Here is a 24,387-nt window from a genome sequence, read left to right as displayed (position 1 = left end):
AATACTGGAGTCATGGCCAACGGCGGGCCCGTCTGCGGGCCGATCTCGACCTTCTCGCGAGTGCGGATCCTGCACGCGCTGTTCGAGGGCGGCTCGGCACAGAACGACACCGCCCAGACGCGTGCGGAGCTGACGATCGGTGAGCTGTGCACGGCCACGGGTCTGCATCCCAACACGGTGCGTGAGCACCTGCAGCGGCTGATCGAGGGCGGCTACGTCATCCAGGCCAGCGAGCACCGCACCACCCGCGGCCGTCCGCGCACTCTCTACAGCGCTGCGACCGGTGCGGCGGATGCCTCCAGCCCCATCGCGCGCAACAAGGCGAAGGCGGCCGCCGTCCGCGGCGATCTGCTGCGCCGTGTGCTCCCGGCATCCGCATCCGCTCTGGGTCGTGACGCGATCTACCAGCTGGATGCCCTGATCGAACACTTGGAGGAGAGCGGCTTCGAGCCCGTCGTCGATGACGAGCAGCTCACTGTCGATCTCAGCCCGTGCCCGCATGCCGCGGGTCGCGCCGAAGACCGTCCGATGCTGTGCTCCGTGCACCTCGGCCTCATGCAGGGGGTGCTCACCGAAGCCGGTGGGCCGCTCGCCGCCGAGGCCGTGCGCACCTCCGCCATGCCGGCGGACTGCACCGTGCAGCTGCGCCTGACGGAGATGACCGCCGCCTAGGCGAGCATCTGTCTTATTCACGGTCTGCGGCCCATCGGGGGCGGCAGGTCCGTCGTTAGCGTGGCACCCGGCGCACAGAAGAACAAGGGCATCGAAGAAGGAGTGGCACATGGAATGGCTAGACCCGCTGGTCCTGTCTCGATGGCAGTTCGGTCTGACGACCGTCTACCACTACCTGTTCGTGCCGCTGACGATCGGCATGGCGCTCGTCGCGGCGATCTTCCAGACCGCGTGGGTGCGCACCGGCAAGGTGCAGTACCTGCACCTCACGCGCTTCTTCGGCAAGATCTTCCTGATCAACTTCGCCATGGGCGTCGTCACGGGCATCGTGCAGGAGTTCCAGTTCGGCATGAACTGGTCGGACTACTCGCGCTTCGTCGGTGACGTCTTCGGCGCCCCGCTCGCCTTCGAGGGCCTGCTGGCGTTCTTCTTCGAGGCGACGTTCATCGGCCTATGGATCTTCGGCTGGGACAAGCTGCCGCAGAAGCTGCACCTCGCCACCATCTGGTGCGTCTCGATCGGCAGCATCCTGTCGGCGTACTTCATCATCGCCGCGAACGCCTTCATGCAGAACCCGGTCGGCTACGTCTTCAACCCCGAGACCAACCGCGCCGAGCTCACCGACTTCTGGGCGCTGCTGACCAACCCGGTCGCGCTCGCCGCCTTCCCCCATACGATCTTCGGTGCGCTGATGTTCGCCGCCGGTGTCGTGATCTCGGTCTCGGCCTGGCACCTGGCACGCGGCCAGCACTTCGACACCATGCGCATCTCGCTGAAGTTCGGGCTGTGGGCGATGATCGTCTCGACCGCCGGCGTCGTGCTCACCGGCGATCAGCTGGGCCTCGCGATGTACGCCGCGCAGCCGATGAAGATGGCGGCCGCCGAGGCGACGTTCAATACGGTGTGCGGGCCGGATGCCTCCTTCAGCCTCTTCACGCTGGGCACCCCCGACGGCAGCTCCGAGCTGTTCTCGATCCGCGTGCCGTACCTGCTGTCGCTGCTGTCGACCCACACGTTCGACGCGTGCGTGCACGGCATCAACGACCTCAACGCCGAGTACGCCACGACCTTCGCCGACACCGGTCTCACCGAGTTCGCCCCGATCCTCTGGGTCACGTACTGGGCGTTCCGCTGGATGATCGGCCTCGGCATGGCCGCAGCGCTCGTCGCGGTCGTCGGTCTCTGGGTCACCCGCAAGGGCGCCAAGAACCCGCCCGCACCGTGGATGTGGAAGCTCGCGATCTGGTCGTTCCCGCTCGCGCTCGTCGCCAACATCATGGGCTGGGTCTTCACCGAGATGGGCAGGCAGCCCTGGATCGTCTTCGGACTCATGACCACGCAGGACGGCGTCTCGCCGGGGGTCAGCGGGCTCGAAGTCCTCATCTCGCTGATCGCCTTCACCGCGATCTATGCCGCGCTCGCCGTGGTCGAGATCCGCCTCATCATCCGCGCGGCTCAGAAGGGTCCGGACACCGAAGAGCAGCCCCACGAGGAGACGGCCCAGCTGCCGTCCGTCGTGTACTGAGAAAGGGAACAGTCATGGAATACATGTGGTTCTGGATCGTCGCCTTCCTCTTCGTCGGCTACTTCGTGCTCGACGGGTTCGACTTCGGCGTGGGCATGTCGCTGCCGTTCCTCGGTAAGAACGACGTCTCGCGTCGCCAGGTGATCAACACGATCGGCCCGATCTGGGATCTCAACGAGACCTGGGTCATCGTCGCGGGCGCTTGCCTGTTCGCGTCGTTCCCCGAGTGGTACGCGACGCTGTTCAGCGGGTTCTACCTTCCGCTGCTGCTGATCCTGCTCGCGCTGATCCTGCGAGGGGTGTCGTTCGAGTACCGGCATCAGCGCGAGTCGGCGAAGTGGAAGCGCGGCTTCGACCGGATGATCGTGATCGGCTCGGCCGTGCCGGCGCTGCTCTGGGGCGTCGCCTTCGGCAACATCGTGCAGGGGGTGGCGATCAACGAGAACCACATCTACGTGGGCGGTTTCTTCGCGCTGCTGAACCCGTATGCGCTGCTCGTCGGCGTCACCACGCTGCTGCTGTTCTTCCTGCACGGCGTGCTGTTCGTCTCGCTCAAGACCGATGGACAGGTGCACACTGATGCCCGTCGCCTGGTCAAGCTCGCTGCGGGCCCCACCGTGCTCGCCGCTGCCGGCACCGTGATCTGGACGATCGGCATCGCCTGGGATCGGGAGGCCCCTCTGCTGCTGATGGTCGTCGGATGCGGACTCGTCGCCGCGCTCGCCCTCATCGGCTCGGTCGTCTTCTCGATGCGTGGCCGCGACGGGCGGGCCTTCACGGCGGGCGCTGTGACCGTGGCATCCGCTGTCGTGATGCTGTTCGCGGCGCTGTTCCCCTACGTGATGCCGTCGACGATCGACCCGGCGTTCAGCCTCACGATCGAGAACGCATCGAGCACGCCGTATACGCTGACGATCATGAGTTGGACCGCCCTGATCGCCCTGCCGCTCGTGCTGGCGTACCAGACGTGGACCTACTGGATCTTCCGCAAGCGGGTCACCCGCAGCTCGATCGAGGGGGCTCCGGCGCACGCGTGAGCTCGCCCACATCGCACAACATGCCCCGGATCGCACACGTTCTCACCGATTCGGTGTGCAGACCGGGGCATCGTGTGTGCCCTGACTCGGGCGGAGTCGACGCATGAAGCCGGTCGACATCCGCCTGCTGCGCTACGCGAGCGCGGCCCGCGGATTCCTGCTGCTGTCGGGCGCGATCGGCGTCGTGCAGACCGCGGTGACCATCGCGTTCGCGTGGATGCTGACGGATGCCGTCACCGGCGCGCTCGCCGGGCGCGACGTCACGGCATCCCTGCTGTGGCTGCTCGGGCTCGCGGCGCTGCGTGGGGTGCTGATCGCCGCCTCGGATGCCGCCGGAACCCGTGCGGCAGCCAAGACGGGGATGCAGCTGCGCGCCGCGCTGATCGCCGCGGTCGGCCGCCTCGGACCGGGCTGGCTCGCGCAGCGCAACCAGGCGCAGCTCGCCGTCACTGCGGGCCACGGGCTCGAAGCTCTCGACGCGTACTTCGCCCGGTACATCCCGCAGCTCGTGCTGACGGTCATCGCGACGCCCGTGCTGGTCGCGGTGATGTGGTGGCAGGACTGGCCGAGCGGGCTCACCGCGCTGATCACCCTGCCGCTGATCCCGCTCTTCCTGATCCTGATCGGCATCGCCACCCGCACGGTGCAGCGCTCGCAGTGGCAGACGCTGCAGCGCCTCGCGGCGCGGTTCGCCGACACCGTGCAGGGGCTCTCGACGCTGCGTCTGTTCGGTCGCGAGCGTCGTGCCGCCGCTCAGATCGAGCACACCGCAGACGAGTATCGCCGCGAGACCATGAAGGTGCTGCGGTTCTCCTTCCTCTCCGGGTTCGCGATGGAGCTGCTCGCCTCGCTCGCCGTGGCGCTGATCGCGGTGGCCGTCGGATTCCGGCTGCTGTCCGGCGACCTGTCGCTCGAGGTCGGATTGTTCGTCCTGCTGCTCGCCCCCGAGGCCTTCCTGCCGATCCGCCAGGTGGGCGTGCAGTTCCACGCCGCGTCAGAGGGCGTCGCGGCGACGGAAGACGTGTTCGAGGTGCTGGATTCGGCCGAGGCTCGAGCGGTCTCGCTCCATAACTCCGGAGATCCGGCGACGGTCGGGCTGGATCCTGCTGATCCGGCCGGTTCTCCGGATGGATCTCCGGAGTTGTGGAGCACGAACCCGCGAGACCTGGTCGTCTCCGACCTGCGGGTGCGCGATCTGCCCCCGGTCTCGTTCACCGCGACCCCCGGAACCGTCACCCTGATCGAGGGACCGAGTGGCGCGGGCAAGTCGAGTCTGCTCGCGGCGCTGCGCGGTGCGGTCGAGTTCGAGGGGGCCGCCACTGTCGGCGACGTCGATGTGCGCGAGCTCGCGACGTCGGAGTGGCTGGCCTGGAGCGGACAGCGGCCCCAACTCAGCCGCGGCACGATCGCCGCGAACGTGGCGCTGGGCGATCCTGCCCCGGATGTGGACGGCATCCGCCGAGCGCTCGATGACGCGTGCGCGAACGATCTCGACCCGGAGCTCGAGCTGGGCGTGCAGGGGAGTGGGCTCTCTGGTGGCCAGGCGCAACGGGTCGCGGTCGCCCGAGCGCTTTATCGGCATTCCAGCCGCCGCGACGCCGTGCTGGCGCTCGACGAGCCGTCCAGTGCGCTCGACCCCGACACCGAAGAACGGCTCTGGGCATCGCTGCGCGCCCGGGCGGATGCCGGTGCCACCGTTCTCCTCGTCTCGCACCGCCGCTCGGCCAGGGCTATCGCCGACAGGGTGATCGAGCTGGGGGTGAGGGTATGAGCGCGAATTCCACCGCGGGCACCTCGGCGCGCATCCGCGGCATCCTCCGTCTGGCGCAGCCGCCTGTGCGGCGATTCCTCCCCGGGCTGATCTGGGGCTTCCTCTCGGCGGGGGCTGCGGTGAGCCTGCTCGCCGTGAGCGGCTGGCTGATCGTCAGCGCGTCGATCGTCGACTCGCTCGTGCCGCTGTCGATCGCTGTGGTGGGTGTGCGGTTCTTCGCCGTGTCACGCGCGGTGACGAGATACCTCGAGCGGCTGAGCGGACATGACGCGGCGCTGCGTCAGTTGGCCTCGACGCGTGCCGACATGGTGCGGCGGCTGACCCCGCTGTCGCCCGCCGGTCTCGGACGCACCGACCACGGCCGGGTGCTCTCGGCACTCGTCGACGACGTCGAGAACCTGCAGAACCTGCCGCTGCGCGTCGTGCAACCGCTCGCAGTCTCAGGGCTCGTCGCGCTCGGTGCGGTCGGGTTCCTGCTGTTCGTGTCGGTGCCTGCGGCACTGACCCTCGCGGTGTGCCTGGTGCTCGCCGCGGCCGCGGCCGTCGGCCTGGGGTGGGTGTTCGGCTCGCGTGCCGAGGCCGCCGTGTCACGCCGCCGGGGAGACCTCTCGGCCGCTCTGACCGACTACTTCGGCACGCTCGACGTGCTGCTCGCCTACGGGGCGGAACCACAGGCGCGCGAGCGCGTGCGGCAGGCGGATGCCGAACTGCGCCGCGCCGTGAGCACAGCATCCCTCGCCCAGGCGATCGCGGCAGGAGTCGTGTCGGCTGCGGCCGGTGTCGCTTCGGTGTGGGCGCTCGCTGTCGCGGCCCCGGGGCTGACCACCGGCGTGATCGACGGACCCTGGCTCGCGGTCGCCGTGCTGGTGCCCATGGTCGTGTTCGAGGTCTTCGGCGCAGTGCCGATCGCCGCGGCATCCTGGCGGAGCGTGCGGTCGAGCGCCGAGCGCATCGTCGAGGTGCTGCCCTCGCAGGTGCCGACCGAGCTGCGGTCGGACGAGGGTGATGATGCGGAGATCGTCGGCGTTCCGACTCTGCGGCTCAGGGGTGTGCGCGCATGGTGGCCGGGCGGATCGCCCGCTCTGCGGGGGGTCGACCTCGACCTGCATCCGGGTGAGCGCGTTCTGGTATCGGGTCCGAGCGGTGCGGGCAAGAGCTCGCTGGCCGCGGCGCTCGTCGGATTCCTGCGCGTCGAGGGTGAGTATTCCGTCGGCGGCATGGATGCTGCGGCACTGTCGGGCCCGGCGCTGCGCCGCACGATCGGACTGTGCGAGCAGAGCCCGCAGCTGTTCGACGAGGACATCCGGCAGAACCTGTTGTTCGCGAAGGACGACGCGACAGATGACGAGCTGCTCGCGGTGCTGCACCGCGTCGGGCTCGGAACCTGGGTGCGCGAGCGCGGTGGACTGGACGCGCGGGTCGGCGACCGTGGCGGACTGGTCTCGGGCGGTCAGGCGCAACGCATCGCCCTGGCGCGGGCGCTGCTGCGAGGATTCCCGGTGCTGGTGCTCGACGAGCCCACCGCCGGCGTCGATCCCGACGCCTCCGATGCGCTGCTGCGAGACCTGCTGCAGGCGGCAGGGGATCAGTCGGTGCTGCTGATCTCGCACGTGGCCCCGCCCGCGGGAACCGTCGACCGGGTCGTCCGGTTGGAAGACGGGCGCACGGTTTCGGCGTAGTCGGGCGACTGTACGGGGTCGGGGTGTCTTCGCCGGGCACCGTTTCGGATGCCGTGCCGGCGCTCCGTGGCATCCGTCGTTCCGTCCGGTGCGTCGAGTCTGGGCTCCGAAGCTGTGCCGGCGTCCGGGACGACGGGCCGGTCGCGGTGCCGACGGCCGTGTGCAGGACAGAAGCACGGATGTCGAGGCGGAACCCGGTTCCGGTCCTGCAGACGTGCCCCCGTCCTGCAGGTAGACGCCGGAGCGGCCGAATTCAGACGTTGAGGTCGGCCCGAGGCTCCATCACGATGCCCTGCGCTTCGAAGACGCGGCGGCGCTCTTCGATGCGGCGGTGCAGTTCGACCTGTGCGTCGTCGACGAGCTGGGGGTCGAGGTCGACGGTCGCGGGATGCGGGTCGCCGTGGTTCGCCTCGATGTAGGCGTCGAGCTCGGGGCCAGAGGTCCAGGACGTGATCAGCGCGTATCGCGGGGTGGTGCCGCGGTGCCAGACCGCGTGCCAGAAGCGCTGGGTGTCGACGATGATGCGCGACCCCTCACGCAGCGGCAGGCGGATCTCGGTCGCCGGATCGAAGCGGTCGGAGCGCAGGAGCAGCAGCGAGTCGGTGTCGTCCGAGAGGTTGTAGTAGCCGCGCACGACCCAGCCGGTGCCGTCTTCGTTGAGGCGGTTGTTGTCGTCCTGGTGCAGGTTGTAGACGGCATCCGCGTAGTCGTTGGGCTGCAGCTCGATGACTCGGCAGCGGCCGACTCCAGCGCCCGGCTCGAGCGCACGTCGCTGCAGGATCGGAGCGATCGCCACCTGCGACTCGACCCACACTCCGTCTTTGTCGGTGCGGGGCGGGGTCTGGTTCCAGAAGCCGTTGCACTCGATCTCGCCGGCGTAGCTGGCGAGCGGGGCGAAGCGGGTGACGCCCGACGAGCGCCAGCCGATGTACTCGAGGTCGAGCCACTCGGCGGGGTCGGATGCCTGGTCGTGGTCGTCGAGCACGACATAGCCGGTCTCTGCCAGCGCCTCCGACGTGATGAAGCCCATGTGCGTCCCCTCCGTGCCTCGACTCCGCGGCTCATCCGTGACGGATGCCTTAGGCCATCCTAACCAGCGGGCGCGACGGCCGACGGGGGCACCGCCGGAGAAAAGGGCCCCGCCGAGACTCGTCCGACTCGCTCGATTCGCGCCGTGGCGCGGGTTGTCGTAAGCTAGTCCGCGGTGACGTGTCCGAGCGGCCGAAGGTGCAACTCTCGAAAAGTTGTGTAGGGTAACCCCCTACCGTGGGTTCAAATCCCACCGTCACCGCCATGGAAACCCCCGAGAAATCGGGGGTTTTTCCGTATCCGGGGCGAGGGTGCTACTTCACCTGTCGCCTGGTCATCCACGCGATCGTCGCCATGAGGATGCCGAGGAACAGCCCGCCGCTGATGCCGAAGCCGACCCCGATGGGTGCGACGAACATCGCGACCACCGCCCCGACGAGCATTCCGACCACATCGATCGTCGGTGTAACACGCCATGCCCGCATTCGTCGCCCCTGGCTAGCTCATGCCCCCAAGTGCGCGCGGCCATTCCTCAGCGCACCAGGGTGCGGGAGGGGCCGCGGACGATGAAGTCCCGCGCTCAGCCGCAGGATTCGTACGGCGGTTCGTCGAGGGTCGTCGCCGTCACTGCCCAGATGATGTCGGTTCCGGCCGTGTAGGTCAGGAAGACGGAGCCGGTGCCGGGTTCGGATTCGATCGCGAGATACCGGCGATCGCCGACGCTCTCGATCTCGGCCGCGTCCGGGTATGCGGCCAGCGCCTCGTCCACCCGGGAACCGAGACCGATCCCCTCGGCTGTCACCGGGCCGACAGCCGGCCTGCCTTCGAGGTCGACGGGCGAGGCGGACACCTGCACGAGGTCGACCACCGCGGGGTCCTGCTCCGAGACTTCGGGGCGCTGGACGGTCAGCATGTATCCGTCGGCCTCGGCGGAGGCGAGCCATGGGCAGGCTTCCACCGGAGTCGCACCCGCAGCCGCCACGGCTTCGTCGAAGGGCGCGCCCAGTTCGACGTCTCCGATGCCCGTCGGGCTGGCGTCCGCCGCCGAGGCAGACGCGCTGGGTGACGGGCTCGGCGCGGGATCGGCGGGTGCTGTCACCCGTCTGCGTGACCGTGGGGGTCGGGGAGGCGGGGGCGGCGCACCCGGCCAGCAGCGCGCCTGTGACGGCGATCCCGACCAGGGGAGAGAGGACGCGTGCACGGCGAGCCCGGGGTCGTCTGGTGTCGATATCCATGCTTCGACGCTAACGGCGCGGCCGAGCGGTGCCCGTCGATTCTCACGCGATTCCCAGATGCCCCGGGAGTGCAGCGTGGAGCGACGAGAACTCGCAATCGAGACAGCTCGAGAGCAGCCTCAGCGCCCGGCATCCCATAAGGGGCCGAGCTCGGACGGATGGGTGAGCCGCCACCACTCCGTGGGCTGAGCGATGCTTCCCGAGATCATCACGGGAACGGTGACCGCGTTCGGGCCGGCCGTCCAGGTGACGCTTCCCACGACCGTGCCGTCGCGGTACGTGGGCGGGCTGTCGATGTCCATCGTCTGCTCGATCGGCGTGTCCGACCAGGTGAAGATCGACGCGCTCTCGGCGAGGACCAGCGTGGCGGTGGATCCCCAGGGCGTCGAGATCGATCCGACCTCCTGGCCTTCGGTCGCGACGGGCACCTCGTGGAAACCGGCGCGGATGCTTTCGAGCGCGGCGATCACCGTGGCGTTCACCGCCGCGTGCGAGGATCCCCCGAGGATGACGCCGGTGACCGCGAGCGGATCGGTCGTGCCCACGTCGAGTGTGGCCGTGTACAGCAGATTGTGCGTGCCCTCGCCCAGGTTCCCGGTCTTCAGCCCCGTGATCCCCGCGGTGCCGAGGAGGTCATTCGTGTTGTGGAGCGGGCCGGCGCCGGGGATCGAGATCGACGAGGTCGCGACGATGCGAGCGATCGCCGGGTGCGCGGCGGCGAGCTTGGCGATGGCGAGCAGGTCGGCGGGCGTGCTCGTGTTCCGCGGACTGAGGCCGGTGGGCTCCGCGACCGTCGTTCCGGTGAGCCCGTGGGATGCGAGCCAGTCGCGTGTCGCGTCGAGGAACGCGCTCTGCGATCCGAAGATCCGCGTCGACAGCGCCTCGGCGTAGTTGCTCGCAGAGGGGATGAGCATGACGGCCAGGGCATCGTGCAGTGACATCGAGGTGCCGGTGGGCATCGGAGCGATGGTCGCGCCCTGCACGTAGTACACGTCGTAGAGATCGTGGTCGGCCTTGCCGAACGTGATGGTCGGCCCGGGGTCATCCGCAGACGCTAGCGGCGACGCGTCGAGGATGACGAGAGCGGTGATGAGCTTGGTGATGCTCGCGATCGGGAGCGGTTCGGCCGTCCCTGTCGCCGACCAGGTCCCGCTCGCCGCCTCCCCGAGATAGGCATCGGCGCTGGCGACGCTGATCGCTGATGCCGCAGCCGTCGGGGTGACAGCGGCGAAGACATCGCCGACCGGGACCGGCGGTGTGCGAGTGGTCACCGCGGGCGGATTCACCGGCGCGGTGAGAGCCCACCCGACGTAACCTCCGCTCACGGCCAGCAGCAGGACGATGCAGACGGCCGTGATGAGGAGCCCTCGTCGCCTGCGTCTTCTACGCACCGCGGGATCGATCAGATCACCGCTGAACTCCTGCTCGTGCGCCATGAGCTCCGCGAAATCAGACAGCCCATCCACCGGCTGATTGGGCGCCGTCATCGATAGCCCCTCATCGCGCGCCACCTGTCGTCAGAAATCCTCAGAAAAGGCCATCCTCGCGTATGTCCGCAGCGTTGGGTATCGGCCGTTCGGGGGACAAGCGCGCGGCACGGGGATCGCGAGGCGACCGGGGCGTCGCCGCGCGCTGGCCGCAATGCTGCCGGAATTGGCGATGCCCAGCCGAAGGACGGAAGTCGCAACGCCGGGCATCTGCTCTCAGCTCTTTCACGATCGACGCGCACACCGTTGTGCACGCCGTACTTGAGAGGTGACCCCCACGATACGGCGGGCAGGGCTCCTCGTGAACCGGGGTGACTTTCGTCTCGCAGGCCCGTATGCTCCGCCCGTTGCACGAGAGGCGCGCATCTGCACACTCTTGACAATAAAACTGAGGCCACTCATAATAGAGTGCACTCGTTATGAGTGCGACGACCAAGGAGCAAGATCGATGAGAGCGTTCGTCCTCTCGAAGTACAAGACCGCCGTGCATGAAGCGGAGGTCCCCGAGCCGACCGTGGGAGAGCACGACGTGCTCGTGCGCGTGCAGGCGGCCGGGCTCAACCAGCTCGACGAGAAGATCCGGGCGGGCGAGTTCGCACTCATCCTCCCGTACACGCTGCCGGTCATCCTCGGTCACGACGTCGCGGGTACCGTGATCCGTGTCGGAGCCGGAGTGCGGGACTTCGTGCCTGGCGATGAGGTGTTCGCACGGCCGCGGGATCATCGCATCGGCACGTTCGCCGAGCGGATCGCGATCCACGAGAGCGACGTCGCCCGCAGGCCGTCGTCGATCACGATGGAGGAGGCGGGGGCGCTTCCGCTCGTGGCATTGACGGCGTGGCAGGCGCTGGTCGAGCTCGGAAACGTGGGCCCCGGGCAGAAGGTGCTCATCCACGCAGGTGCGGGCGGTGTCGGTTCGGTCGCCATCCAACTCGCGAAGCATCTCGGCGCCGAGGTCGCGACGACGGCTAGCGCGGGCAACGCCGAGTTCGTGCGGATGCTCGGCGCCGATCATGTCATCGACTACCGGAGTCAGGACTTCGAACAGCTTCTCAGCGGATACGACCTCGTGCTCGACAGCCTCGGCGGCGAGAACCTGGAGAAGTCGTTGCGTGTTCTGCGACCCGGCGGCACCGCGATCGGCATCTCTGGTCCTCCGACTCCCGAGTTCGCCCGCGAAGCGGGCCTCAATCCGATCGTTCGACTGGCCGTCACGGCGTTGAGTCGCAAGATCCGCTCGCAGGCGAAGCGGCTCGGAGTCGACTACCGGTTCCTGTTCATGCGCGCCAGCGGCGAGCAGCTCCGCGAGATCGCACAGCTGGTGGATGCCGGCGCGCTGCGTCCCATCGTCGGTCGGGTCTTCCCGTTCGACGATGCCGCAGCGGGCATCGAGGCGCTCGCGAAGGGCGGCATCCGAGGGAAGTCCGTGGTCAGCAACCCCTGACGCCTGCTCTGCGCGCGGCTGTTCTGCGCGCAGAGCGCGGTGCGTGCAGAGAAAGGCCCCGTCGACCGATCGCAGAGATCGATCCACGGGGCCTTCCTCTGCTCGCTCAGTCCTCGGTGGTGCGAGCGAGCTGAGGGTAGAGCGCCTCGAGGGGTGCACTGAGTGCCGATTTGAGCTGCACCGAGATGTCGTCTGCCAGCACCTCGTACTCGCCGGCCTCGGTCGCATCGAGAGCCTGGGTCACCAGGTCGGCCGGGTCGAGCTTGGGGTCGGTGACGTTCGCTGCCATCGCGGTGTCGACGTAGCCGACGTGCACACCGACGACGTGCACGCCCGCCGGGGCGAGCTCGACTCGCAGCGAGTTCGTCGCCGACCAGAGGGCCGCCTTCGTCGCGCTGTAGATGCCGGCGACGGCGTACCAGCTGAGCGCGGAGTGGATGTCGATGATCGCGGATCCGGGGGTCGCCGAGAGGATCGGAGCGAAGGCTCGCGCGAGGAACAGCGGGCCGAGGAAGTTCGTCTCGACGTTCGCGCGGATCTCGTCATCACTGTGCGAGAGGATGCCCGGCGTCGGCACCGAGGCGCCCGCGTTGTTGATGAGCACCGTCACATCGGGTGCCGCCGCAGCGGCGGCGGCGATCGAGGCGGAATCGGTCACGTCGAGCGCGAGCGGCACGATCCGCTCGTCATCCCACGTGCGGGGAGTGCGCGCGGTCGCATAGACCTTGGCGGCGCCGCGCGCGAGTGCTTCGTGCACGAAATGCGTGCCGATGCCGCCGTTCGCGCCGGTGATGAGGACGACTGCTCCAGTGAGGGAGGGCATATTCGAGGACTTTCTGTTGTGGGAGGGCCACGTGGGAGGATGAGGGCACCTTTCAGAGCCCGCAAATTAGTGACTATGATCACAACTGAGCAGGATCACTATTTGTTCCCGGAGGCACCATGACCGTCGACACCCGGCCCCTCGGTCGTCGCGAACGCAACAAGCTCGACAAGCTCGCGCGCATCACATCCGCCGCCGGTGAGCTCTTCGCCGAGCGGGGAGTCGACGACGTCACCACGCAGGAGATCGCCGATCGCGCCGATATCGGCACGGGCACCCTCTTCCTGTACGCCAAGACGAAGGGCGAGCTGCTTCTGCTCGTGCAGAACTCGATGTACGCGGAGGCGCTCGAGCGCAGCCGTGCGGCCGCCGCCGAGGCCGAAGCGGCGCACGACGGGGTGCTGGCCGTCATCCGGCCCGTCGTGGAGTGCAACCGCAAGCAGATCGACAACGGCCGCACCTATCTGCGAGAGATCGTATTCGGCGACCCTGAGGAGCCGCACCACCGTGAGGCGCTCGGTCTCACCGGACAGACCGAGCAGCTCGTCGTCGAGGTGCTCGCTCGAGTCGAGGGCTTGTCGGCCGATCGTGCGGCGGCGCTCGCTCGAGTCGTCTCGGCGGTGATGTTCCTCACGATGTCCGCCACCGTGAACGCAGAGAAGTCGATCGACGAGATCGTCGACGAGATCGCGGCGCAGCTCCGGGCGATCCTGCCTGCCTGAGCGGGCGCCAGTGTGTCTGACGGGCACCCTGTCAGTACACCCCTCGTCAGGGACTCCCACGTGCACCTGCCGAAGCGCACGATGGAACCATGCCTCCGATCTCGTCGACCTCCCCGAGTATCACCCGCCGGCTGCTGCCGTCAGTGCTCCTGCTGCTGACGGTGTTCGGCCCGATCTCCATGGACCTCTACCTGCCCGCACTGCCTGCGCTGACCGCAGAACTCGGAGCGGTCACCTCGGTCGCGCAGCTGACGGTGACCGCCTGCCTGATCGGACTCGCCGCGGGCCAGCTGATCGCGGGCCCGCTGTCTGACAGGTTCGGGCGCCGGGGAATCCTCCTGATCGGGATCGTGGCGTACATCCTCACCTCGGTGCTGTGCGCGCTCAGCCCGTCGATCGAGCTGCTGATCCTCGCACGCCTCGTGCAGGGCCTCGCCGGCGGCGTCGGGATCGTCATCGCCACCGCGGCCGGCCGTGACGTCTTCGAGGGCAAGGCCCTCATCCGCTTCTACGGGCGCCTCACCGTCGTCGGCGGGTTCGCGGCCATCGTCGGGCCGCTCCTCGGCGGTCTGCTGAACACCGTCACCGACTGGCGCGGTCTCTTCGTCTTCCTCGCCGTCATCGGAGTGGTGATCCTCGTGATCACCCTCCTGGTGTTCGGAGAGACGCTTCCGGACGAGCAGCGAACGCGCGGCGGGTTCGGGGAAACCCTGTACGCCTACCGCACCCTTCTGGGCGACCGGGTGTTCCTCGGCGCGGTGCTGAACCAGGGTTTCCTCTACGCGGCGCTGTTCGCCTACCTCGCGGGCTCGACCTTCGTGCTGCAGGACATCTACGGGCTCACGCCACAGTGGTACGCGGCCGCCTTCGGGCTCAACTCCGCAGGCCACATGGTCTGCGGCTACATCGCCGGGCGCACCGCAGAGCGCTGGAGCATCTCCGGCACGCTCGCGGTCGGCGTCGTCGTCACCGGGCTGGGAGCAATCGGGCTCCTCATCGCCGGGTTGACTCCGCTGCCGCTGTGGATCGTCATCGTCTCGCTGTTCGCGCTGTCGAGCGGTGTCGCGATCACCGCACCACCGGCCACCACCCTCGCTCTCTCCGACTACCCGCAGATGGCCGGAACCGCGTCGTCCCTGCTGGGCATGGTCCGATTCGGCTTCGGTGGGGTCGCGGCCCCGCTCGTCGGGGTCGCCGGTGCGCTCAGCATCCTGCCTCTCGGGATCGTCACCGTCGTGAGTGTGCTGCTCGCCGCGGCCGCCTGCCTCCTCCTGGTGCGCAGGCACCAGACTCCTGCACCAGCGACGCATGCGCATGCGACGCCGGAATCCACCCCCGTCGCCTGAGCGGAACGGAAGAGACTCATGGCATACAGACTCCCTGCGCTCGCCGCAGCCGTGCTGCTGGTATCGATGACCACCGCCTGTGCACCGGCATCAGACGCCTCGCCGGACGGCATACGCGCTTCCGCCGCCGCGAGCCCGACACCGCTCGCCACGACGCCCTCTCCGAGTGAGGCGTCGGAGGATGCCGAGACGGAGCAGATCGTCGGCACGATCGTCCGGTTCACCTCTGACCGCACCGACGTCGACGTCACCATCGGTGAAGACAGCCCGGGGGTGCGCGACTTCCTCTCCCTGCTGCCGATGGAGCTGGTCGTCGAAGAGTTCGCCGGTGCGGAGAAGATCGCCTACCTGCCCCGCGAGCTGAACTACTCGGGCTCGCCGGGCTCGGACCCGGAAGACGGCGACCTCATCTACTTCACGCCGTGGGGCAACCTCGGCTTCTACTACGACGCGACCGGCATCGGCTACTCCGATGCCACCCTGCACATCGGCACCTACACTGCGACCGAAGAGCAGTTGTCTCTTCTCGAAGGCGGCCCGGTGACGATCACGATCGTCAACTGACCCCCCGCGAGGGAGACGATCGCCTCCTTCGCATGCCCCTCACGAACGGAAACCGACAAGGAGAACACGCATGAGCCGCATCCTCATCACCGGATCCGCCGACGGACTCGGACGTCTCACCGCAGAGACTCTGCAGAGCCAAGGGCATGACGTCATCGTCCACGCGCGCAATGCCGAGCGCGCGGCGCACCTGCGGCCGTTGACCGACCACGGCGCGGGGCTGGTCGTCGGAGACTTCGCCGACCGCGACGCCGTGCGACGCATCGCCTCCGAGCTGCTCGAGCAGGCGCCGCTGGATGCCGTCGTGCACAACGCCGGGGTGTGGAGCGGCAAGCACGTCATGCCCGTCAACATCATCGCGCCGTACCTGCTGACAGCACTTCTGCCGCTGCCGTCGCGACTGATCTATCTCAGCAGCGGGTCTCACTTCGGCGGCGAGCCCCGCCTCGACGGCGTCGACTGGCTCGGGCGGAACGCGGGGTCGTACAGCGACAGCAAGCTGTACGTCAGCACCCTCGCCGCGGCGATCGCGCGTCTGCACCCCAGCGTCCTGTCGAACTCCGTCGACCCGGGCTGGGTCCCCACTCGCATGGGCGGTGCCGGAGCCCCCGACAGCCTCGAGCTGGGCCACCGGACGCAGGAGTGGCTCGCGGTCAGCGATGACTCTGAAGCCCGAACCAGCGGGTCGTACTGGCACCACCAGCAGAGACAGGAGCCTCACGCGTCGGTGAACGACACGGCGTTCCAAGATGCGCTTCTGGCTGCGCTCGCCGAGGAGACGGGCGTGCGCATCACCCGATGACCCACTCGTCGTGCGTCGGCGACTCAGTCGGCGTCGGCGGAGAAGACCGGGCTGAGGAAGCGTCGTTCGTAGCGGCGGATGCACTGCGTTCTGCGCGCCAGCTCGAACGCCGCGATGCACTCGGGGTCGGTCCTCGAGGCCGTCCGGTAGATCTCGTACTCAGCCAGGGAGGGGAAGGTGAACAGCGCGAACGCTTCATCGCTGTCGCCCTCGCTCGGCATGAAGTAGCCGTGGTGGGTTCCTCCGTGCTTCGCCACCAGCCGGATCCACGCGCGGCCGTACTCCGTGAAGTCGTCGAGCTTGTCGGGATCGATCTCGTAGCGCAGGTGAACGGTGATCATGTCGTTCATCCTCGCAGAGCCCGGGCGTGGGGTCGCCCGCTGGGGGTGAGCTCCAGGCTCCGCGACATCGGGTCCCACTTACGCTCGACCGCACAGGGCGAGAACGGCTCGCCGTACCGCAGGGAGTGGCGATGTCCGACGTACAGCGTTCTGTTCTTCCGATCCCCGATCTGGCATACACGGGAACGGTCACCTACGACGCGACCGACCCTGACACGTCCTTTCCGCCGATCACCCCGGTACGCCCGCCAGAGGGGGCTCCGAATGTTCTCGTGGTGCTCATCGATGACACCGGGTTCGGTGCATCCAGCGCATTCGGCGGGCCGGTGCAGACGCCGAACTTCGAGCGCGTCGCGGCAGCCGGCTTGAAGTACACCCGGTTTCACACGACGGCGCTGTGCTCGCCGACCAGGGCGGCACTGCTCAGCGGCCGCAACCACCACACGGTCGGCATGGGCGGGATCACCGAGATCGCCACCTCCGCCCCGGGTTACAGTTCGCTGCGGCCCAACAGCTGTGCCCCGTTGGCCGAGACGTTGAAACTCAACGGCTACAACACGTCGCAGTTCGGCAAATGCCACGAGGTGCCGGTGTGGCAGGCGAGCGCGATCGGTCCGTTCAGCGGGTGGCCGACCCCCGGCAACGGCTTCGAGTACTTCTACGGCTTCATCGGCGGTGAGACCAACCAGTGGTACCCGGCCCTCTACGAGAACACCACGCCGGTCGAGCCCTGGGGCACGCCCGAAGACGGCTACCACTTCATGGGCGACATGACCGACAAGGCGATCGCCTGGGTGCGCGAGCAGAAGTCGCTCGTCCCCGATGTGCCGTTCTTCACGTATTTCGCTCCGGGTGCGACGCACGCGCCGCATCACGTCCCTGCCGAATGGGCGGATCGGTACAAGGGGAAGTTCGACCAGGGCTGGGACGAGGTGCGCAAGGAGACCTTCGCGCGTCAGCGCGAGCTGGGCGTCATCCCTGCGGATGCGGTTCTCACCGAGCGAAGCCCCGGGATTCCCGCGTGGGACGAGATGAGCGAACTGATCAAGCCGGCTCTTGCGCGCCAGATGGAGGTGTATGCAGGATTTCTCGCCTATGCCGACCACCACGTCGGCCGTCTGCTCGACGCCTACGAAGAGCTCGGCATCCTCGACGACACCCTCGTCTACGTGATCATCGGCGACAACGGCGCGAGCGCCGAGGGATCGATGCACGGCACCACGAACGAAGGCTTCACGATCAATCACATGAACGAGATCGAGACCGAGCAGTACGTCGCCGATCACATCGATGACATAGGCACCCCGAGCTCGTACAACCACTACGCCGTCGGCTGGGCACATGCGATGGACACCCCGTACCAGTGGACCAAGCAGGTGGCGAGCCACTGGGGCGGCACCCGCAACGGCACGATCGTCAGCTGGCCGAACGGCGGGGTGCAGAAGGGCGGGATCCGCAACCAGTTCAGTCACGTGATCGATGTCGCACCCACCGTGCTCGCCGCCGCCGGCATCCCTGAACCGAGCGTCGTGAACGGGGTGACTCAGCGCCCGTATGAGGGGACAGCCATGAACTACACCTTCACGGATGCCGATGCCCCCGAGCAGCACGAGACGCAGTACTTCGAGATGCTCGGCAACCGCGCGATCTACCACAAGGGATGGACCGCCGTTGCGAAGCATAAGGATCCCTGGGCCGGGTCGTCGCACGGCCTCGACGATGACGTCTGGGAGCTGTACAACGTCGACGAGGATTGGACGCAGTCGAACGACCTCGCGGCAGCCGAGCCCGAACGCCTGGCGCATCTGCAGCGGCTGTTCCTCATCCAGGCCGCGCGGTTCAACGTGCTGCCCCTCGACATCCGCTCCGCCGAGCGGATGAATCCCGACATCGCCGGACGCCCGCAGCTCATCACCAGCGACTCGCAGAAGTTCTATCCCGGCATGAAGCGGCTGAGTGAGAACTCGACGATCAACATCAAGAACAAGTCGTGGACCGTCACCGCTCAGGTCTCGGTGCCGGATGCCGGCGCCGACGGCGTGCTCATCGCGCAGGGCGGTGCGTACGGCGGCTGGTCGTTCTATGCCAAGAGCGGAGTGCTCTCGTTCGCCTACAACCTGCTCGGCATCGACGTCGACATCGTCCGCTCAGACGGGCCCGTCGCGGCCGGTGATCAGGAGTTGCGAGCGCACTTCGCCTACGACGGGGGAGGAGTCGCCAAGGGTGGCACCGTGACCCTCTACGCCGGTGAGGAGAAGGTCGGTGAGGGGCGCGTCGAGAAGACGCTGCCCTTCCAGTTCACCTTCGACGAGACCGTCGACGTGGGCTGCGATCTGGCGTCGCCGGTGTCACACGAGTACGGCTCGGTCGGCAACGCGTTCTCGGGGAGGATCGACTGGGTGCGCATCGACCTCGGAGACGACGACCACTCGCATCTGATCGATGACGAGCACAAGCTCGCCGTCGCCATGCTCAAGCAGTGATCGAGCGGGGACTGCCTTCTCGACGATCACGGTTCCGCGCTCGGCCGTAACCGCGAAGGTACGCTGAGGCCATGGGTGATCAATCGCCGTTTCCCTCCCGCCCGCTCTGGGCGAGCGTGGCCGACGGCTTCTACGTGGGCAGCCGGGACGGCTCCTTCCTCGGCTACGTCGACCGTCAAGCCGACGGCGCCTGGCGCGCATTCGACGCTGCCTCACGCGCCATCGGCGACTTCGCCGACCACCATCGGGCGATGGCGGCTGTCACGACCACGGTGACCGTCGGGGCGCACTCCGACGAGATCGAGAGTCGGGGAGGGGATGCCGGATGACTGCGATCGACCCGCTCGTCTCGCTCGTCTACTGCAGCAGCGCCACGCATCCGTTCAGCGAGCAGGAGCTCGCCGAGCTGCTCGCAGTGAGCCGCGCGCGGAACAGCGCCCACGACATCACCGGCATGCTGCTCTACCGCGGCGGCGAGTTCGTGCAGATCCTGGAGGGCGCCAGGTCCGACGTCGAAGCGCTGATGGAGAAGATCGGCCGAGACCCACGACACAGGGACGTCCGGGTGCTGCTCGAAGAGCCGCTGCATGAGCGGAGGTTCGAGGAGTGGACGATGGGATATCAGTCCCTCGTCGCTGCGGAGCAGGGGATGAAGTCGGGCTATCGCGATTCTTTCGACGACCTCCGTATGGGTGACCACGACATGATCGGACGCGCGATCATGGAGCTCACCCTGTGGTTCCGCGTTCGGGAGTCCGCCGTCTGAGAGCCGGTCGGACAGCGGGAACGCGACAGCGGGTCGAGACCGAGGGAAGTAGCCGATTCCCCCGACACCGGTTCGACCCCCCGACCCCGACTCGCGTTCGACCTCCCCCCGATCGGGTGAGGCGGTCGTTGTCGGGGCGGGTGCACCGTGAGTAGCGTCAGACTGCTCGCGCCCGTGCTGGTGTTCAGAGCGTCCGGGCGGTCCGCTCGGACTTCGGCTGCAGCGGAGGGATGGACCGTGGGGATCGATGTGACGAAGCTGACCGGGCGCCTGGCAGCGGTCGAGATGGACGGGGAGCTGCCGACACGGTCTTCGATTCCGACGATCTTCGACGAGCTCGACTACCAGATGGCATGTCAGGCGTACCTCTGGGCGCTGCCGTTGGTCTCGTTCGCAGAGTGGCAGAGTCAGAGCCGCGAGGTCTTCGGCGCGACGCCCAACGACCTGGTCCGGTACCTCTCATACCGGGACCGGCTGGGCATCATCACGGCCAACGCGACGACCCCGTACATCCTGAGCTTCATCGATCTCAGCGAGACAGGTCCGCTGGTGATCGACTATCCGGCGGGACCCACGGCGGGCGGCATCGGCGACTTCTGGCAGCGCGAGATCGCAGCGTTCGGCGAGATGGGGCCTGACGAAGGAGCCGGTGGTACGTACCTCGTGCTCCCGCCCGGCTCGTCGGTCCCCGAGGACGTGCCGGAGGACTGGCGCACGGTGCAGTCCACCGGAGTCAACATCATGCTGGGCTTCCGCACGCTCGACCCTGACCCCGAGCGCGCCGCAGCGCTGGTGGCGGAAGTGCGGGTGCATCCGTTCAGCGAGCACGCCGCACCCCCGTCGACCCGAGTCATCTCGCCCGGTGGGAAGGCGTGGTCAGGCGATCAGCCTCGGGGCCTCGCGTACTGGAAGCGGCTGCACGCGATCTATCAGTCCGAACTCGTCGAGGAACGGGATCGCTTCTACCTGGCGATGCTGAAGCAGCTCGGCATCGAGAGGGGCAAGCCGTTCGAGCCGGATGCGCGACTGGTCGAGATCCTCGAGCAGGGTGCGGCCGCCGGAGAGTTGATGGCCCAGGCCAACACGTTCGCCAAGCGGTTCGACCAGGCCGGCTACTGGCCGGATCGCAAGTGGGAGATCGCCATCGTCCTGGACAATCCCACGCAGCGCGGCGACGATTACGACGAATTGCTGGAGCGCGCATCCTGGTTCTATGAGGCCGTCACCTTCTCTCTCGCCATGAAGAGCCAGACCCCGGGTGTGGGGCAGGCGTACCTCGGCTCCTACGTCGGCAGCGACGGGCAGTGGCTCGACGGGAGCCGGCACTACACCCTCCACGTTCCCGCTGACGTTCCCGCGAAGCTGTTCTGGTCTGCGACCGTGTACGACGTCGACACGCGCTGCCTGATCGACAACGATCAACAGCGCGGTGACCGCGGGTCTCGCGACTCCGAGCTGAGGGTGAACGACGACGGTTCCGTCGATCTGCATTTCGGGCCGACCGCTCCTGACATGGGCGAATCGAACTGGGTGCAGACCATCCCCGGGCGACACTGGTTCTCGTACTTCCGCTTCTACGGCCCGCTCGAGCGGTACTTCGACCGCAGCTGGAAGCTCGGCGACATCACGCCGGTCGACTGAAGGGGACAGTCCGCGGCGTGCGTTCGAGGGGGGTTCACCCGATCGGGGTGATGGTGCGGTGCGCCTCGTTCGGTGCGCGCTCACACTGACTGGAGATCATCTCCGACCTCAGAGCGCGAAGGGTGACATGAGCACGTCCATCCAGCGGCAGGTGCTGCCGATTCCCCACCGAAGCAGCGACTATCCGGCCACGTACGACGCGAAGGACCCCGACACGGCGTTTCCGCCGATCGAACCGCTGCTCCCTCCCGAGGGCGCGCCGAACGTGCTGATCGTGCTGATCGACGATTGCGGGTTCGGAGCGTCGAGCGCGTTCGGTGGCCCGGCGAACACACCGACGTTCGAGAAGCTCGCGGCACATGGCCTCAGGTACACGCGCTTCCACAACACCTCGTTGTGTTCCCCGTCGCGGGCGGCCCTGCTGTCAGGACGAAATCACCACACGGTCGGCATGGGCGGCATCACAGAGATCGCCACATCCGCGCCGGGATACAGCTCGGTTCGGCCCAACGACTGCGCTCCTCTAGCAGAGACTCTGAAGCTCAACGGGTATTCGACAGCACAGTTCGGCAAGTGCCATGAGGTGCCGGTGTGGCAGACGAGTCCGATGGGCCCCTTCGAAAGTTGGCCGTCGGGTGGCGGCGGGTTCGAGCACTTCTTCGGATTCATCGGCGGGGAGACCAATCAGTACGCGCCGGCGCTCTATCACAACACCACGCCTGTCGAGCCGTGGGGAACACCGGAGCAGGGGTACCACCTCACCGAGGACATCACGGATCGAGCGATCGACTGGGTGCGACAGCAGAAGGCGCTGATGCCCGAGAAGCCCTTCTTCACGTACTTCGCGCCAGGTGCCACTCACGCACCTCACCATGTGCCGACGGAGTGGTCGGACAAGTACAAAGGCGCGTTCGACGACGGATGGGATGTCGTGCGCGAGCAGACGTTCGCGCGGCAGAAGCAGCTCGGCGTGATCCCGGAGTCCGCTGAACTCACCGCCCGACACGAGCAGATCCCGGCGTGGGACGACATGCCTGAGGATCTCAAGCCGGTCCTCCGGCGGCAGATGGAGGTCTACGCCGGATTCCTCGAGCACACCGACCACCATGTCGGCCGTCTCCTCGATGCGCTGGACGATCTCGGGATACTCGACGACACACTCGTGTACGTCATCATCGGCGACAACGGTGCCTCAGCTGAGGGCGACGTGAACGGCTGTTTCAACGAGCTCATCAACCTCAACGGCGCCGGTGCGATGCAGACCCCGGAGTTCATGGCTGAGCGGATCGACGACTTCGGGACTCCGGCGGCATACAACCACTACGCCGTCGGCTGGGCGCACGCGATGAACACCCGGTATCAGTGGACGAAGCAGGTCGCCTCCCACTGGGGCGGCACGCGCACCGGGACGATCGTGCACTGGCCGAGCGGCATCCGCTCTGCGGGTGAGACCCGCGACCAGTTCCACCATGTGATCGACGTCGCCCCGACGGTGCTCGACGTGGCCGGCATCCCCGAACCCACGTTCGTGCACGGCGTGCAGCAGCATCCGTATGAGGGCGTGAGCATGACGTACACGTTCGACGACGAGCAGGCCGCGGACCGACGGCGGACGCAGTACTTCGAGATGTTCGTCAACAGGGGCATCTATCACCAGGGCTGGACGGCGGTCACCAGGCATTCGCTCCCCTGGGATCAGGGGAAGCCGTTGCCGCCGATCGACACGGATGTATGGGAGCTCTATGGTCCCGACGACTGGACGCAGGCCCACGACGTCGCGGCAGAGGACCCCGAGAAGCTGGCTCACCTGCAGCAGAAGTTCCTGCTCGAGGCGTCGAAATACAACGTCTTCCCGCTCGACGACCGGCGCATCGAGCGATTCAACTCCGACCTGGCTGGGCGTCCGACGTTGATTCGCGGCGATCAACAGGTGCTGTTCGGCGGCATGGGTCGGCTCACGGAGAACGTCGTCCTCAACGTCAAGAACAAGTCCCACGCGGTCACCGCCGATCTCACCGTGAGCGGCGAGGCGGCGTCCGGTGTGGTGATCGCCCAGGGCGGCGCTTTCGGAGGGTGGGCGCTGTACCTCCACGAGGGGCGTCCGACATACTGCTACAACCTGTTCGGGATGCGGCGCACCTATGTCCGCGCGGAAGACCCTCTGTCGAGTGGAGATCACCAGGTGCGGCTCGAGTTCGAGTACGACGGCGGCGGCCTGGGCAAGGGAGCCACCGCAGACCTCTATATCGACGGCGAGCAGGTGGCGACCGGACGCATCGACGCGACCGTGCCGCTGGCTTTCTCCGGCGACGAGACCATGGACGTCGGCTCCGACACCGGCACACCCGTCAGTGACGACTACGACACCCGCAGCAGTACCTTCGGCGGCCGGGTGCACCGGGTGCAGATCGACCTCGGCGAGGATGCAGGGGCGCACGACCACCTCATCCGCCCGGAGGACCGCATGCGCATCATCACCACGCGACAGTGAGACGAGGGCTCGCTCACGCCGGCCGGCACGTTGCGGGAGCGCCTCTCACCCGGCATCGCGTCAGTCGAGCTCCTGCAGTTCGGCGGTCATGTCGCCCCCGGTGTCGCCGGTGTTCACGGTGCCTTTCGGCTCGAACAGAATCGCCTGGACCTCGTCCGTCGCCTTCGGGCAGTGCTCGACGCCCCGCGGAACGACGAACACGTCGTTCGGGTTCAGGATGACGTCGCGATCGCGGAGCTGGATCGTCAGCTGACCGCTCACGACCATGAACAGCTCGTCGGTGTCGGGGTGGGTGTGCCACACGAACTCGCCCTGCAGCTTGACCACTTTGACGTCGTAGTCATTGACGCTGGTCAGTCGATGGGGCTGCCAATGCTCGTCGATCGCCGAGAGAGCTTCGAGCACGTTGCGAACGTCGTCTGCCATACGAACGAGGGTAGTGGGGTCGGGCGGAGAAGCGCGCTTGCGGCGGGCCTTCGCGCCACCACCCGGTGTCACCCCGTCAGGGTGAGGGCGTCCTGTCGGTCTC

General features: G+C 67.6%; 22 protein-coding genes and 1 tRNA gene. 16 read left to right on the top strand and 7 right to left on the bottom strand.

What is annotated here, in order from left to right; genetic code table 11:
• Positions 1-12 precede the first annotated feature (12 nt).
• From ACIP5T_RS18280 to cydC, 5 genes are all read left to right on the top strand, one after another.
• A complete protein-coding gene (locus ACIP5T_RS18280) occupies positions 13-672 on the top strand; it encodes a helix-turn-helix transcriptional regulator (RefSeq protein WP_400866710.1) in 660 nt (219 codons plus the stop codon).
• Between the two features lie 109 nt (positions 673-781).
• The gene (locus tag ACIP5T_RS18275) at positions 782-2,197 is read left to right on the top strand and encodes a cytochrome ubiquinol oxidase subunit I (protein WP_400866707.1); all 1,416 of its coding nucleotides are present in this window, start codon (positions 782-784) and stop codon (positions 2,195-2,197) included.
• A 14-nt stretch (positions 2,198-2,211) separates the two neighbouring features.
• Positions 2,212-3,234, top strand: a complete 1,023-nt coding sequence (cydB, locus tag ACIP5T_RS18270; RefSeq protein ID WP_400866704.1) for a cytochrome d ubiquinol oxidase subunit II — start codon at positions 2,212-2,214, stop codon at positions 3,232-3,234.
• A gap of 103 nt (positions 3,235-3,337) precedes the next feature.
• Complete coding sequence (gene cydD / locus ACIP5T_RS18265; protein ID WP_400866701.1) at positions 3,338-5,005, top strand: thiol reductant ABC exporter subunit CydD; 1,668 nt, start codon at positions 3,338-3,340, stop codon at positions 5,003-5,005.
• Positions 5,002-6,684 (top strand): thiol reductant ABC exporter subunit CydC, encoded by a 1,683-nt coding sequence (cydC, locus tag ACIP5T_RS18260; RefSeq protein WP_400866698.1) that lies wholly within the window; start codon positions 5,002-5,004, stop codon positions 6,682-6,684. The genes cydD and cydC overlap by 4 nt, the downstream gene beginning before the upstream one ends.
• A gap of 253 nt (positions 6,685-6,937) precedes the next feature.
• Here cydC and ACIP5T_RS18255 read toward each other — a convergent pair whose 3' ends face one another.
• Complete coding sequence (locus ACIP5T_RS18255) at positions 6,938-7,714, bottom strand: hypothetical protein (RefSeq protein ID WP_400866695.1); 777 nt, start codon at positions 7,712-7,714, stop codon at positions 6,938-6,940.
• A gap of 173 nt (positions 7,715-7,887) precedes the next feature.
• Here ACIP5T_RS18255 and ACIP5T_RS18250 point away from each other — a divergent pair.
• Positions 7,888-7,978 (top strand) — tRNA-Ser (locus tag ACIP5T_RS18250).
• A 49-nt stretch (positions 7,979-8,027) separates the two neighbouring features.
• Here the strand turns inward: ACIP5T_RS18250 and ACIP5T_RS18245 are convergent.
• From ACIP5T_RS18245 to ACIP5T_RS18235, 3 genes are all read right to left on the bottom strand, one after another.
• Complete coding sequence (locus ACIP5T_RS18245) at positions 8,028-8,198, bottom strand: hypothetical protein (protein WP_400866692.1); 171 nt, start codon at positions 8,196-8,198, stop codon at positions 8,028-8,030.
• A gap of 95 nt (positions 8,199-8,293) precedes the next feature.
• Positions 8,294-8,812, bottom strand: a complete 519-nt coding sequence (locus ACIP5T_RS18240) for a hypothetical protein (protein WP_400866689.1) — start codon at positions 8,810-8,812, stop codon at positions 8,294-8,296.
• 255 nt (positions 8,813-9,067) lie between these two features.
• Positions 9,068-10,435, bottom strand: a complete 1,368-nt coding sequence (locus tag ACIP5T_RS18235; RefSeq protein ID WP_400866686.1) for a D-alanyl-D-alanine carboxypeptidase family protein — start codon at positions 10,433-10,435, stop codon at positions 9,068-9,070.
• A 448-nt stretch (positions 10,436-10,883) separates the two neighbouring features.
• Between ACIP5T_RS18235 and ACIP5T_RS18230 the strand changes: the two genes are divergently transcribed.
• The gene (locus ACIP5T_RS18230) at positions 10,884-11,879 is read left to right on the top strand and encodes an NADP-dependent oxidoreductase (protein WP_400866683.1); all 996 of its coding nucleotides are present in this window, start codon (positions 10,884-10,886) and stop codon (positions 11,877-11,879) included.
• Positions 11,880-11,985: 106 nt separating this feature from the next.
• On the opposite strand, the gene ACIP5T_RS18225 is transcribed toward ACIP5T_RS18230, so the two are convergent.
• On the bottom strand, positions 11,986-12,702 hold the full coding sequence (locus ACIP5T_RS18225) for an SDR family oxidoreductase (RefSeq protein ID WP_400866680.1): 717 nt from the start codon (positions 12,700-12,702) through the stop codon (positions 11,986-11,988).
• A gap of 119 nt (positions 12,703-12,821) precedes the next feature.
• Here ACIP5T_RS18225 and ACIP5T_RS18220 point away from each other — a divergent pair, with 119 nt between their 5' ends.
• From ACIP5T_RS18220 to ACIP5T_RS18205, 4 genes are all read left to right on the top strand, one after another.
• The gene (locus ACIP5T_RS18220; protein WP_400866677.1) at positions 12,822-13,424 is read left to right on the top strand and encodes a TetR/AcrR family transcriptional regulator; all 603 of its coding nucleotides are present in this window, start codon (positions 12,822-12,824) and stop codon (positions 13,422-13,424) included.
• Between the two features lie 89 nt (positions 13,425-13,513).
• The gene (locus ACIP5T_RS18215; RefSeq protein WP_400866674.1) at positions 13,514-14,770 is read left to right on the top strand and encodes a multidrug effflux MFS transporter; all 1,257 of its coding nucleotides are present in this window, start codon (positions 13,514-13,516) and stop codon (positions 14,768-14,770) included.
• Between the two features lie 18 nt (positions 14,771-14,788).
• Positions 14,789-15,334, top strand: coding sequence for a cyclophilin-like fold protein (locus tag ACIP5T_RS18210; protein WP_400866671.1), 546 nt, complete (start codon positions 14,789-14,791; stop codon positions 15,332-15,334).
• 70 nt (positions 15,335-15,404) lie between these two features.
• The gene (locus ACIP5T_RS18205; RefSeq protein ID WP_400866668.1) at positions 15,405-16,136 is read left to right on the top strand and encodes an SDR family NAD(P)-dependent oxidoreductase; all 732 of its coding nucleotides are present in this window, start codon (positions 15,405-15,407) and stop codon (positions 16,134-16,136) included.
• A gap of 23 nt (positions 16,137-16,159) precedes the next feature.
• On the opposite strand, the gene ACIP5T_RS18200 is transcribed toward ACIP5T_RS18205, so the two are convergent.
• Positions 16,160-16,477 (bottom strand): NIPSNAP family protein, encoded by a 318-nt coding sequence (locus ACIP5T_RS18200; RefSeq protein WP_400866665.1) that lies wholly within the window; start codon positions 16,475-16,477, stop codon positions 16,160-16,162.
• A 131-nt stretch (positions 16,478-16,608) separates the two neighbouring features.
• On the opposite strand from ACIP5T_RS18200, the gene ACIP5T_RS18195 reads away from it, so the two are divergent.
• From ACIP5T_RS18195 to ACIP5T_RS18175, 5 genes are all read left to right on the top strand, one after another.
• Positions 16,609-18,960 (top strand): arylsulfatase, encoded by a 2,352-nt coding sequence (locus ACIP5T_RS18195; RefSeq protein WP_400866662.1) that lies wholly within the window; start codon positions 16,609-16,611, stop codon positions 18,958-18,960.
• Positions 18,961-19,031: 71 nt separating this feature from the next.
• Positions 19,032-19,289 carry a hypothetical protein gene (locus tag ACIP5T_RS18190; RefSeq protein WP_400866659.1) on the top strand — a complete coding sequence of 86 codons (258 nt, stop codon included), beginning with the start codon at positions 19,032-19,034 and terminating at the stop codon, positions 19,287-19,289.
• Positions 19,286-19,726 carry a BLUF domain-containing protein gene (locus ACIP5T_RS18185; protein WP_400866656.1) on the top strand — a complete coding sequence of 147 codons (441 nt, stop codon included), beginning with the start codon at positions 19,286-19,288 and terminating at the stop codon, positions 19,724-19,726. Before ACIP5T_RS18190 ends, ACIP5T_RS18185 begins: the two co-directional genes overlap by 4 nt.
• Before the next feature lie 237 nt (positions 19,727-19,963).
• Complete coding sequence (locus tag ACIP5T_RS18180) at positions 19,964-21,367, top strand: DUF1254 domain-containing protein (protein ID WP_400866653.1); 1,404 nt, start codon at positions 19,964-19,966, stop codon at positions 21,365-21,367.
• A gap of 127 nt (positions 21,368-21,494) precedes the next feature.
• Positions 21,495-23,858 carry an arylsulfatase gene (locus ACIP5T_RS18175; RefSeq protein ID WP_400866650.1) on the top strand — a complete coding sequence of 788 codons (2,364 nt, stop codon included), beginning with the start codon at positions 21,495-21,497 and terminating at the stop codon, positions 23,856-23,858.
• Positions 23,859-23,918: 60 nt separating this feature from the next.
• Here the strand turns inward: ACIP5T_RS18175 and ACIP5T_RS18170 are convergent, their stop codons facing one another.
• On the bottom strand, positions 23,919-24,284 hold the full coding sequence (locus tag ACIP5T_RS18170; protein ID WP_400866647.1) for a cupin domain-containing protein: 366 nt from the start codon (positions 24,282-24,284) through the stop codon (positions 23,919-23,921).
• Positions 24,285-24,387 lie beyond the last annotated feature (103 nt).

The organism is Microbacterium sp. NPDC088619, assembly GCF_044752825.1.
In the GTDB taxonomy this organism is placed as follows: domain Bacteria; phylum Actinomycetota; class Actinomycetes; order Actinomycetales; family Microbacteriaceae; genus Microbacterium.
The sequence above is the reverse complement of the archived record's forward strand: the minus strand, read 5'-3'. Positions and strand labels throughout refer to the sequence as shown.